The organism is Streptomyces sp. NPDC052023, from assembly GCF_044548465.1.
Classification (GTDB): Bacteria; Actinomycetota; Actinomycetes; order Streptomycetales; family Streptomycetaceae; genus Streptomyces.
The window spans coordinates 219,781-232,136 of record NZ_JBIUBW010000009.1 but is presented as its reverse complement, the minus strand read 5'-3'; the positions used below and the strand labels follow the sequence as shown (position 1 = coordinate 232,136).

7 protein-coding genes and 1 pseudogene are annotated in these 12,356 nt (G+C 72.4%); 6 read left to right on the top strand and 2 right to left on the bottom strand.

Features of this window, described 5'->3' with window-relative positions; genetic code table 11:
- Positions 1-71: 71 nt before the first annotated feature.
- Positions 72-1,262, top strand: coding sequence for an acyl-CoA dehydrogenase family protein (locus tag ACIHCM_RS20480; RefSeq protein WP_399897757.1), 1,191 nt, complete (start codon positions 72-74; stop codon positions 1,260-1,262).
- Positions 1,263-1,297: 35 nt separating this feature from the next.
- Here ACIHCM_RS20480 and ACIHCM_RS20475 read toward each other — a convergent pair whose 3' ends face one another.
- Entirely contained in the window at positions 1,298-1,735 is a 438-nt protein-coding gene (locus ACIHCM_RS20475; protein WP_393102534.1) for a cell division protein SepF, read from the bottom strand.
- A 396-nt stretch (positions 1,736-2,131) separates the two neighbouring features.
- Here ACIHCM_RS20475 and ACIHCM_RS20470 point away from each other — a divergent pair.
- From ACIHCM_RS20470 to ACIHCM_RS20460, 3 genes and pseudogenes are all read left to right on the top strand, one after another.
- Positions 2,132-3,180, top strand: a pseudogene (locus ACIHCM_RS20470) (DUF5685 family protein).
- 604 nt (positions 3,181-3,784) lie between these two features.
- Entirely contained in the window at positions 3,785-4,690 is a 906-nt protein-coding gene (locus ACIHCM_RS20465) for a S1 family peptidase (protein WP_399897754.1), read from the top strand.
- Positions 4,691-5,138: 448 nt separating this feature from the next.
- Complete coding sequence (locus ACIHCM_RS20460) at positions 5,139-6,221, top strand: S1 family peptidase (RefSeq protein ID WP_399897751.1); 1,083 nt, start codon at positions 5,139-5,141, stop codon at positions 6,219-6,221.
- Positions 6,222-6,410: 189 nt separating this feature from the next.
- Here the strand turns inward: ACIHCM_RS20460 and ACIHCM_RS20455 are convergent, their stop codons facing one another.
- Positions 6,411-7,598, bottom strand: a complete 1,188-nt coding sequence (locus tag ACIHCM_RS20455) for an AAA family ATPase (protein ID WP_399897748.1) — start codon at positions 7,596-7,598, stop codon at positions 6,411-6,413.
- Positions 7,599-7,796: 198 nt separating this feature from the next.
- Between ACIHCM_RS20455 and ACIHCM_RS20450 the strand changes: the two genes are divergently transcribed.
- Positions 7,797-11,384 (top strand): DNA polymerase III subunit alpha, encoded by a 3,588-nt coding sequence (locus ACIHCM_RS20450; RefSeq protein ID WP_399897745.1) that lies wholly within the window; start codon positions 7,797-7,799, stop codon positions 11,382-11,384.
- The gene (locus ACIHCM_RS20445) at positions 11,381-12,355 is read left to right on the top strand and encodes a DNA polymerase thumb domain-containing protein (protein WP_399897742.1); all 975 of its coding nucleotides are present in this window, start codon (positions 11,381-11,383) and stop codon (positions 12,353-12,355) included. Before ACIHCM_RS20450 ends, ACIHCM_RS20445 begins: the two co-directional genes overlap by 4 nt.
- Position 12,356 lies beyond the last annotated feature (1 nt).

The window sequence follows — 12,356 nt, the reverse complement described above, 5'->3', positions numbered from 1 at the left end:
TCCGCGACTCCCCACGTCGTAACGTCACTCCCAGTCCGTGACTAGCGCTGCTAGTTTGAGCTGCCCGGAGGATGCCCGTGTCCCCGAAACTCCCCCCTTTCGACGCGTCGGATCCGCTCGGGATCGACGACTTGCTGGAGCCGGAGGACCTGGCCGTCCGGGACACCGTGCGCAGCTGGGCCGCGGATCGTGTGCTGCCCCACGTCGCCGAGTGGTACGAGGCCGGGGAGTTGCCCGAGATCCGGGAGCTGGCCAAGGAGCTCGGGGGGATCGGCGCCCTCGGGATGTCGCTCAGCGGGTACGGGTGCGCGGGGGCCAGCGCCGTGCAGTACGGACTCGCCTGCCTGGAGCTGGAGGCCGCCGACTCCGGGATCCGCTCGCTGGTGTCCGTGCAGGGATCGCTGGCCATGTACGCCATCCACCGGTTCGGCTCCGAGGAGCAGAAGCAGCGCTGGCTGCCGGACATGGCCGCCGGGGACGTCATCGGGTGCTTCGGGCTGACCGAGCCCGACCACGGGTCGGACCCGGCCTCCATGCGAACGCATGCCAAGCGGGACGGCGGCGACTGGGTGCTCAACGGGCGGAAGATGTGGATCACCAACGGGTCCGTCGCCGGGGTGGCCGTGGTGTGGGCGCAGACCGAGGACGGGATCCGCGGGTTCGCCGTGCCCACGGACGTGCCCGGGTTCTCGGCGCCCGAGATCAAGCACAAGTGGTCGCTGCGGGCCAGCGTCACGAGCGAACTGGTTCTCGACGACGTGCGGTTGCCCGCCGATGCCGTACTGCCGGAGGTGTCCGGGCTCCGCGGACCGCTCAGCTGTCTGTCGCATGCGCGGTACGGGATCGTGTGGGGGGCGATGGGGGCGGCGCGGGCCAGTTTCGAGGCCGCCGTCGACTACGCGAAGAGCCGGGAGCAGTTCGGGCGGCCCATCGGGGGGTTCCAGCTCACCCAGGCCAAGCTCGCCGACATGGCGGTCGAACTGCACAAGGGGATCCTGCTGGCCCATCACCTCGGGCGGCGGATGGACGCGGGGCGGCTGCGGCCGGAGCAGGTCAGCTTCGGCAAGCTCAACAACGTGCGGGAGGCCATCGACATCTGCCGGACGGCCCGGACGATCCTCGGCGCCAACGGGATCTCCCTGGAGTACCCGGTGATGCGGCACGCGACGAATCTGGAGTCGGTGCTCACCTATGAGGGCACCGTCGAGATGCACCAGCTCGTGCTGGGCAAGGCGCTCACCGGACTCGATGCCTTCCGCTGACCCCCGCGGGGGCGGCTCCGGTGAGCGGCCTTGCCTCAGCTCTGGTTGAAGAACCCGTCCGCCCGGTGGGCGGCCGGGTCGCCGCTGACGATCTCGGTGTCGGAGGGGGTCAGCAGGAACACCCGGTTGGACACGCGGTCGATCGATCCCCGCAGGCCGAAGATCAGGCCGGCCGCGAAGTCCACCACGCGCTTGGCGTCGGCGGGTTCCATCGCCGTCAGGTTCATGATGACCGGGACGCCTTCCCGGAACAGCTCGCCGATGGCACGGGCGTCCCGGAAGCTGTCCGGGCTCACCGTGGCGATCCGGCGGTCCTTCTGCTCGGCCGTGTCCGCGGCCACCTTCACCCGCGGGTCCGTGACCCAGGCGTCGCCGGACTCGGTCCCCTCGGAGTACTCGTCGTCGTAGTAACGCTCGTCATCGTTGTCGTCGACGAGGCCGAGCCACGCACTCGCCTTGCGCACCGATCCCATGGACGCCTCCTCTCACAGCAATCCTTCTTGCTTTCCGCATCCCTATGGTCATCCATGATGCGGACGGCGCGCCAAGTGGATAGACGCCGCGCGGGGGGTTTGTGACGGTACTGGTGCACGGCGGATACGTCGAGAGGCCGGATACCCCAAGGGTGTTGTCATACACAGCTGCTGACTGTGAGTGAAATATGATTCTTGCTGGCGTACGGGTGAGCGGCGGGGCGTACGGGTGAACCGGAGCGGTCGAACCGATGTGAAAATCGGTCGATACGAAGAAGTGGCTCGGCGTCGATACGATGCCGCCGCTCAACGTCGCGCGTATCACGGGGGATCATCGTGTTCGGAATCGTCAGGCCATGCCGGCATCGGCTGGGGGAGCGGCTCAAGACCGAGTGGATGGCGCATTTGTGCGGGCTGTGTCTCGCGCTGCGCAGCGACCATGGGCAGTTCGCACGTGTGGTGACCAATTACGACGGGCTGCTCGTCTCGGTTCTGACGGAGGCTCAGGCACTGGCTCCCGAGGGCGGTCTGCTGCGGCGTACCGCCGGGCCCTGTCCGTTGCGCGGGATGCGGACCGCGTCCGTCGCCCGGGGTGAGGGGGCACGGCTGGCCGCCGCCGTCTCGCTGGTGCTGGCCTCGGCCAAGGTGCGTGACCATGTCGCCGACGGGGACGGGCTGCTGGCCCGGCGGCCCGTGGCGCTCGCCGCGCGCCGGGTGGCGGACCGGTGGGGGCGTGCCGGTGCCCGGGGCGGGGCGGTCGTCGGCTTCGACACGGCGGTGCTGGTCGACGCCGTGGACCGGCAGGCCGGCGTCGAGGCGCTCGCCGGGCCCGGGACATCGATACTGGCGGTCACCGAGCCCACGGAGACCGCGACCGCCGCGGCCTTCGCGCACACCGCGTACCTGGCCGGACGGCCGGGCAACGCCGAACCGCTCGCCGAGGCCGGCCGGCTCTTCGGACGGCTGGCGCATCTGCTGGACGCCGTGGAGGACCAGGAAACTGACGCCGCGTCGGATGCCTGGAACCCGCTCACCGCGACGCGCACCTCGCTCACCGAGGCCCGGCGGCTCGCCGACGACGCCGTGCACGGGATCCGGCTCGCGCTGCGCGAGGTGGAGTTCTCCGACGGGCGGCTGGCGCACCGGCTGCTCGTGCACGAGCTGCCCGCCTCGGTCGGCCGTGCCTTCGGCACCTCCTCGTGCGGGCACCGGCCCGAACTGGCCGGTCCCTACGCCCCGCCCGGCGGGGGCTGCTCGCGGGGTGCCTCGTCTGGGCGGGCCTCGCGTGCACGTGCCAGATGTGCTGCGGCGAGTACGACGATCCGTGGACGCGGGAGCCCAAGGAGGGCCTCTGCCATCGCTGCGACGACTGCTCCGACTGCTGCGAAGGCTGTGACTGCTGCGGGAACTGTTGCGACGGCTGCTGCTGCGACTGCAACTGCTGACCCGGGTGTCCTTCGGGGTTCCGGCCCGCACGGAGAAGGCGTCCGGGCTTCGAGGGCCGCTCGCACGCAAGGCCGTTCACCGGCTGGCCGGCCATCCGGAGGGGCGACTTCCGGACACCCCCGGGTCGTGGGCGACGGGCGGCCGGGTGGCGTCCGGCGAGGGCGGACCGGTCGCTCCGATCCGTGAAGGAGCCTGTGCCGCACAAGGCTTCGATCCCGGCCCCGGGGTGCGGCGGCGGTTACCGGGCGACGCGGCCACGTCGTACGATCCGCGCTGGTCGGTGCCCGGGTGCCGCACCCCGTACGCCGGTCCCCGTGCCGTGCGCGTCGGGTGCGGCGGCGGGCGCCGGCCGGGGATCGGGCCCGGACGCCCGCTGCGGTGAACGATCTGACGGGGCGACAGGGGAGCCGTTCTGATCCATCGTTCAAATGTTGACGGCCGAAAGGCGCCCTTGCGCCCGTCGGCCGTGCGGCCGAATACTCCCCCTCAGCGCTTGTCAGGGGCACGACGGGTTCGGAATCCGGACACCGATGTCGCTGGCTGCGCCTCACCGGGCCCCGACCCCACGCGGGCCCCCTACTTCCCATGTGGAGGAACGAAAAAGTGAGGATCAAGCGCACCACCCCCCGCAGCGGAGTCGCGAGACGGACCCGGCTGATCGCCGTTTCCGCCGGCCTCGTGGCCGCAGCCGCGTTCACGATCCCCAGCGCGAACGCGTCCGACACTCCCACCACCTTCAGCGCCGCCGAGCTCAAGGGCGTCAGCGGCTCCGTGCTGGAGGCCGACGTCCCGGGCACCGCCTGGGCCGTCGACAGCAAGACCAACCGGGTCCTGGTCACCGTGGACAGCACGGTGTCGCAGGCCGAGATCGCCGAGATCAAGCGGCAGGCCGGTGACGACGCCGGCGCGCTGACGATCAAGCGCACCCCGGGCACGTTCAGCAAGCTCATCCAGGGCGGCGACGCCATCTATGCGAGTAGCTGGCGCTGCTCCCTCGGCTTCAACGTCCGCGCCTCCAGCGGCACCGAGTACTTCCTGACCGCCGGCCACTGCACCGACGGCGCGGGCACCTGGTACTCCAACTCCGGCCGCACCACGGTCATCGGCTCGACCGCCGGCTCCAGCTTCCCCGGCAACGACTACGGCATCGTGCGCTACTCCGGTTCCGTGAGCCGGCCGGGCACCGCCAACGGTGTCGACATCACCCGTGCCGCCACCCCGAGCGTGGGCACCACCGTCATCCGTGACGGTTCCACCACGGGTACGCACAGCGGCCGGGTCACCGCGCTCAACGCGACCGTGAACTACGGCGGCGGCGACATCGTCTCGGGTCTCATCCAGACCACGGTCTGCGCCGAGCCCGGCGACTCCGGCGGCCCGCTCTACGGCAGCAACGGCACCGCGTACGGTCTGACCTCCGGCGGCAGCGGCAACTGCTCCTCCGGCGGTACGACGTTCTTCCAGCCGGTCACCGAGGCGCTGAGCGCCTACGGCGTGAGCGTGTACTGAGCAGCGCCCCGCCGGTGAAGGCCGTGGGCGGCTGCGATCCGTCCGTGACCTGTCGCGCGGTTCCCCGCGCTCCTTGAGGGGAGTTGGCGCGCACGGCATCACCACCCCGAGCCCCCGCACGAGACTCTCGTGCGGGGGCTCTCGCCTGTCCGGAGCCCCTCTGGATCCGGCCTAGGGGGGCGATTTCAAGACAGGACTAGACCTCACTGGCCGCATACCGGTTACTCGCGCGTAGTGTTTGCAGCGCGAAGAGCCCCTGTGCTGACCGTGCACAGTCAAGCTGGTGCAAGGTGTAAGGGGCGCACGTCAGTTGCCGTACGCGCGTCCTGAAGTCGACCTTGTGTGCTCCCTGTGGGTCTAGGAATAGTGGTCGCCCAGTCCACAGACCTTCTGATCCGGCGCGGCCCCCACAGCCTCGCCGGATCAACCCCCCACAGGAGGACGTGAGTTGAAGCACCGACGCATACCCAAGCGGCGGGCCGCCGTGGTAGGTGCGGGCATCACCGCACTGGTTGCCGCGGGAGTGACCTTCCAGAGTGCGAACGCCAGCGAGACCCCGGCCACCCCGGAGGTCAAGACGCTGTCGGTCCTCGCGGCCGGAAAGCTCGCCTCCACGCTCGGCCAGGACCTCGGCACCGACGCCGCGGGCACGTACTACGACGCCGAGGCGAAGAGCCTCGTGGTGAACGTGCTCGACGAGGCCGCGGCCCAGCTGGTCGAGGAGGCCGGCGCCAAGGCGAGAATCGTCGAGAACTCCCTCGCCGAGCTGAAGAGCGCGCGGACCACCCTCAAGCAGGACGCGACCATCCCCGGCACCGCCTGGGTGACGGACCCGACCACCAACAAGGTCGTGGTGACCGCCGACCGCACCGTCTCCGCGGCGGAGTGGAAGAAGCTGAGCCAGGTCGTCGAGGAGCTCGGCGGCACGGCCGAACTCCAGCGCTCGAAGGGGGAGTTCAAGCCCTTCATCGCCGGTGGTGACGCCATCACCGACGGCAGCGGGCGCTGCTCGCTCGGCTTCAACGTGGTCAAGGGCGGCGAGCCGCACTTCCTGACCGCCGGGCACTGCACCGAGGGCATCACCACCTGGTCCGACTCGGCCGGGACCGTCATCGGCGAGAACGCGGACTCCAGCTTCCCGGACGACGACTACGGTCTGGTGAAGTACACCGCTGAGGTCGACCACCCGAGCGAGGTCAACCTCTACAACGGCTCCACGCAGCAGATCAGCGGCGCGGCCGAGGCGACCGTCGGCATGGAGGTCACCCGGAGCGGTTCGACCACGCAGGTGCACTCCGGCAAGGTCACCGGCCTGGACGCCACCGTGAACTACGGCAACGGCGACATCGTCAACGGCCTGATCCAGACCGACGTCTGCGCCGAGCCCGGCGACAGCGGCGGCTCGCTCTTCTCGGGCGACAAGGCGGTCGGCCTCACCTCCGGCGGCAGCGGTGACTGCACCTCCGGCGGGGAGACCTTCTTCCAGCCGGTGACCGAGGCGCTGTCGGCGACCGGTACGCAGATCGGCTGATCCCGCCGCACGGCCTGTGCTTGTGCGAAGTCCCGTCCCGCGCGCGAGGGGCGGGACTTCCGCATGCGGGGGAGGGGCGGGCAGGGCGCTGTTCGCCGTCGGTGGTGCGGCGTCGAGGGCTCCGCGGTCCGCCGTGGGCTTGTCGCGCAGTTCCCCGCGCCCCCTGCCGGCGTGCGGTCCCGTCCTGGCTCATCGCTTGGGCCAGTGCCACAGGGGCTCGTCCAGGGGGCCCTCCCGGCCCGCCACCTCCGTCTGCCCGAACTCCTTCACCAGCTCGACGGAGTTGACGTCGAGACGATGACGCACCGCCCCCTTGGCGAGCGCCTCGGCGAGGGGGCGGGCGTGGGTGACCACGACGATCTGGGTGTCCCGGGTCGCGGTGAGGATCAGGTCGGCGAGGTGGGGGACCAGATCGGGGTGGAGGCTGGTCTCCGGCTCGTTGAGGACCAGCAGGGACGGGGGCCGCGGGGTCAGCAGGGCTGCCGCCCAGAGCAGATAGCGCAGGGTGCCGTCGGAGAGCTCGGCGGCGGTGAGGGGGCGCAGCAGGCCGTGCTGGCGCAGGGCGAGCTCGAAGCGCCCGCCGTGGCCGGTGATCGTGACGCTGCTGCCCGGGAAGGCGGCGTCGACCGCCGCGTCCAGCGCGTCGGCGTCACCGGTCTCACGGATCGTCTGGAGCGCTGCCGCCAGGTCCGAGCCGTCGCCGCTGAGCACCGGCGTGCGGGTGCCGATGCGCGCGGCGCGGGCCGGTGCGTGCGCGTCGGTGCGGACATGGTCGTAGAACCGCCAGGACCGGATGGACTCCCGCACCGCCAGCACGTCGGGCGCGTGCTGCGGGTCGGCCAGCTCGCCGAGCATGCTGTCGTACGGCCGCAGTGTGCCGTGCGCCCGGGACCAGCCGCCGCCCGCGCTGCGTAGCTTCACGGCCGCGCCCGCGCGGTCCGAGAGCACGGCGGCGGGGCGCAGCACGGGGCCGCTCCAGATGCACTCGCGCTTGATCTCGGGGTCGAGGTCGAACATGGAGGGGCCGCCGGCGGGGCTCGGGTGGCCGAAGTCGACCGCGTACCCGAACTCGTCCCCCGCGAAGCCCAGCCGCAGGCCGACCGGGCTCGAGCGGACCGTGCCCTGCACCGGGTGGCGGCCCTCGCGCACCGCGCGGCTGATCTTCTCCGGACCGGCCCACAGCACCGAGGGCAGGCCGCCCTCCTGGGCCAGCGCGGCGATCGCGCCGCCGCGCGCGGACTCGGCGAGCAGCCGCAGCGACCGGTACAGGCTCGACTTGCCCGTGCCGTTCGCACCCGTGATCACGTTCAGTCCGTCCAGGGGCACGATCAGGCGGCGCAGGGAGCGGTAGTTCTCGACGGCGAGAGTGCGGATCATGCCTCCAGGCTGGCAGACGGGTCTGACAACGCCCGCTCCTGTCATGTCCCCACCGTGCGGTCGGCAGGCGTTTTCGCAGGTGGGGCGCGCCCGAACGGATGTCGCACAGACGTTCGGGAATTGGTCTATGGTGGGGGTGGGAGAGTTGGGAACTGATGTTCGAGAGCCCGTTCGGGCTCGCGAGTGCGGGAGGTGCGTGTGCCGGGCTTCACGCATCTGCGCACCGTCTCCGGGTTCTCCCTGCGCCACGGCGCCTCGCACCCGGAGCGGCTTGCCGAGCGCGCCTCCGAGCGGGGCATGGACGCCCTCGCGCTCACCGACCGCGACACGCTCGCCGGCTCCGTCCGCTTCGCCAAGGCCTGCGCGAAGGCGGGCGTCCGTCCGCTGTTCGGGGTGGAGCTGGCGGTGGCGGAGCCCGAGCCCGACCGCGTGCGGCAGGACCGGCGACGGCGCGCGCCGGTGCGCGGCGGCGCCTTCGTCGACGAGTCGACCCCTCGCGTCACCTTCCTCGCCCGGGACGGCGCCCGCGGCTGGGCCGAGCTGTGCAGAATCGTCACTGCGGCGCGGCAGGGCGAGGGCACGCCCCTGCTGCCCTGGAGCGCCAACCACGCCGACGGCCTCACCGTCCTGCTCGGCCCCGACTCCGATGTCGGCCGCGCCCTGGCCGCCGGCCGCCCGGACCGTGCCGCGAAGCTCCTCGTCCCCTGGCGGGAGGTCTACGGTGACGCCCTGCGCCTGGAGGCCGTCTGGCACGGCCGCACGGGCACCGGCCCCGGGTCCCTGCGCCTGGCCGCCCGTACCGTCGGTTTCGCCGCCGAGCAGCGTGTGCGGCCCGTGCTCAGCAACGCCGTCCGGTACGCCGACCCCGGCATGGGCCCGGTCGCCGACGTGCTGGACGCCGCCCGCCGCCTGGTGCCGATCGACCCCACCAAGGAGCTGGACTCCGGCGAGGCCTGGCTGAAGAACGCGGGTGCCATGCTCGGGGTGGCGGAGCGGGTCGTCGAGGCCGCGGGCTTCCGGCGGGACACCGCGCACCGGCTGCTGGAGCAGACGCAGGCGACCGCCGCCGAGTGCCTGGTCGACCCCGAGGACGACCTCGGCATCGGCACCGTCCACTTCCCCGAGCCGCATCTGGTCGGCGCGGGCCGGCGCAGCGCCCAGCGGGTGCTCGCCTCCCGGGCGGCGGCGGGGATGGTGGTGCACGGCTACGCCGGCCGGCGGGCGTACTGGGAGCGGATGCACGACGAGCTGGACATCATCGCCCACCACGGCTTCGCCTCCTACTTCCTGACCGTCGCGCAGGTCGTCGACGACGTGAAGAGGATGGGCATCCGGGTCGCCGCGCGCGGCTCCGGTGCCGGCTCCCTCGTCAACCACCTGCTCGGCATCGCCCACGCCGACCCGGTCGAGCACGGGCTGCTGATGGAGCGCTTCCTGTCCAAGCGCCGCCCGGTGCTGCCCGACATCGACATCGACGTGGAGTCCGCGCGCCGTCTGGAGGTCTACCGGGCGATCATCGGCCGGTTCGGCGCCGAGCGGGTCGCGACGGTCGCGATGCCGGAGACGTACCGCGTCCGGCACGCCATCCGTGACGTGGGCGCGGCCCTGTCCATGGACCCCGCCGACATCGACCGCATCGCCAAGTCCTTCCCGCACATCCGCGCGCGGGACGCCCGTGCCGCCCTCGACGAGCTGCCCGAGCTCAAGCGGCTGGCCGGTGAGAAGGAGCGCTACGGGAAGCTGTGGGAGCTGGTCGAGGCCCTCGACGCCCTCCCGCGCGGGGTCGCGATGCACCCGTGCGGGGTGCTGCTGTCCGACGCCTCCCTGCTCTCCCGTACGCCGGTCATGCCGACCAGCGGCGAGGGCCTGCCCATGTCGCAGTTCGACAAGGACGACGTCGAGGACCTGGGGCTGCTCAAGCTGGACGTGCTCGGGGTGCGGATGCAATCGGCGATGGCCCACGCGGTCGCCGAGGTGAAGCGGGCGACGGGGGAGCGGATCGACCTCGACGCGGTCCGCGACGGCGATCCGGCGACGTACGGCCTGATCCGCACCGCCGAGACGCTGGGCTGCTTCCAGATCGAGTCGCCGGGGCAGCGGGACCTGGTCGGGCGGCTCCAGCCGGCCACCTTCCACGACCTGGTCGTCGACATCTCGCTCTTCCGGCCCGGACCGGTCGCCGCCGACATGGTGCGGCCGTTCATCGAGGCGCGGCACGGGCGGGCGCCGGTCCGCTATCCGCACCCCGATCTGGAGGGCCCGCTGAAGGAGACGTACGGGGTCGTCGTCTTCCACGAACAGATCATCCACATCGTCGACATCATGACCGGCTGCGGGCGCGACGAGGCGGACCGGGTGCGGCGCGGGCTGTCCGACCCGGAGTCGCAGGGGCGGATCAAGGTGTGGTTCGCCCAGCACGCGGCGGGGCGCGGTTACGACGCGGAAACGATCCGGCGGACCTGGGAGATCGTCGAGGCGTTCGGCTCGTACGGCTTCTGCAAGGCGCACGCGGTCGCCTTCGCCGTACCGACGTACCAGTCGGCGTGGCTGAAGGCGCATCACCCCGCCGCCTTCTACGCGGGGCTGCTCACGCACGACCCCGGGATGTACCCGAAGCGGTTGCTGCTGGCGGACGCGCGGCGGCGGGGGGTGCCGATCCTCCCGCTGGACGTGAACAAGTCCGGGGTCGCACACAGGATCGAACTGGTGTCTGAATCAGGGGTGTGGGGACTTCGGTTGGCCCTCTCCGACGTGCACGGCATCAGCGAGGCCGAGGCGGCGCGGGTCGCGGACGGGCAGCCGTACGCCTCCCTGGTGGACTTCTGGGAACGGGCGCGGCCCAGCCGGCCGCTGGCGCAACGGCTCGCCCAGGTCGGCGCCCTGGACTCCTTCGGCGCCAACCGCCGCGATCTGCAACTGCATCTGACGGAGCTGCACCGGGCCGCGCGGAGCCGGGGCGGGGCCCAGCTCCCTCTGGCGGGCGGGCGGAAGACCGCGCCGGCCGGGCTGCCCGACCTGTCCGCGGCGGAGCGGCTCAGCGCCGAGCTGGGAGTGCTGTCCATGGACGCCTCGCGCAACCTGATGGACGACCACCGCCAGTTCCTCGACGAGCTGGGCGTGGTGCCGGCGCGGCGGCTGCGCGACGCCCGGCACGGCGAGACGGTGCTGGTCGCGGGCGCCAAGGCGGCCACGCAGACGCCGCCGATCCGGTCCGGCAAGCGGGTCATCTTCAGCACCCTGGACGACGGTACGGGCCTGGTCGACCTCGCCTTCTTCGACGACTCGCACGACGCCTGCGCGCACACCGTCTTCCACTCCTGGCTGCTGCTGGTGCGCGGGGTGGTGCAGCGGCGCGGGCCGCGCAGCCTCAGCGTGGTGGGGGCCGCCGCCTGGAACCTCGCCGAGCTGCTGGAAGTGCGCCGGGAGAAGGGCCTGGAGGGCGTCGCGGCCCGGCTCGCGGACGCGCGCGGCGCCGGCCCCGGATCCGCCGGCGGAGACGGCGACGGCCCGGCGCGCCGCCGGCTCGCCGGCTCCGACGGGCTGCCCACGCCGGCCGGCTCCGCGGCCCGTGACCCCATGGAGAGCAGGAGGGACGGGGACGGCCGGCGCGGGCCGGGGGAGACGGAGGACCGGGAGAGCACGGGGGACCAGGAGGGGGCGGGGGACCGGAAGATCCGGATGCCCACGGGGTACGAGATGCACCCCTGGGCAGATCTGCGCCCCGCGGGCGAAGGGCCCGCGGTGGGAAGGAAGTTGTGGCACCAGAGTCCGGGGAGTGCGGGATGACCATCCTCTGCGTACGTTTCCAGCTGCCGCCGATGTACGAGGCGGCCCTGCCCCAGTTGCTGGGTCTGCTGGAGGAGTTCACGCCGGTCGTCGAGGCCTTGCCGCCGGACGGGGCGCTGGCCGATCTGCGGGGCGCCGAGCGGTACTTCGGGCGCGGCGCCGTGGAGCTCGCGTCGGTGATCCGGGTCCGGGCACTCGCCCATCACGGGGTCGACTGCGTGATCGGCGCCGGGCCCGGCCCGATGCTGGCCCGCGTGGCGCTGCGGTACGCCGAACCCGGGAAGACCTGTGCGGTGCCCGAGGACCCGGACGCCCTCGCGGAGTTCCTCGCCGGCAAGCCCCTCGCCGTGCTGCCCGGCGTCGGGGCCGCGACCGCACGCACCCTGTGCGAGTACGGCCTCGACACCCTCGGCAGGGTCGCCGGTGCGCCGCTGTCCACGCTCCAGCGGCTGATCGGCGCGAAGGCGGGGCGGGACCTGCACGAGAAGGCGAACGGCATCGACCGCGGGCGGGTGGTCCCGAACGCCGTGTCGCGTTCGCTCGCCGCCGAACGGTCCTTCCCGCGCGACGAACTGGATCCCGAGCGGCACCGCCGGGCGCTGATGTCGGCGACCGAGGAACTCGGCACCCGGCTGCGTGCCGTGGAGAAGGTGTGCCGCACCCTGACCCTCACCGTCCGCTACGCGGACCGATCCTCGACCACCCGCACCCGCACCCTCCAGGAACCCACCGCGCACTCGCCCGCGCTGGCACGCGCGGCGTACGGGATGTACGAGGCGCTCGGTCTCCAGCGCGCCCGGGTCCGCGCGGTCGCCCTGCGCGCGGAGGGGCTCATGTCCGTCGAGCAGGCCTCCCACCAGCTGACCTTCGACCCCGTGGACGAGAAGGTCCGCCGGATCGAGGAGGTCGCGGACCGCGCGCGAGCGAAGTTCGGGCCACGGGCGGTGATTCCGGGGTCGCTGGCGGCGTAGC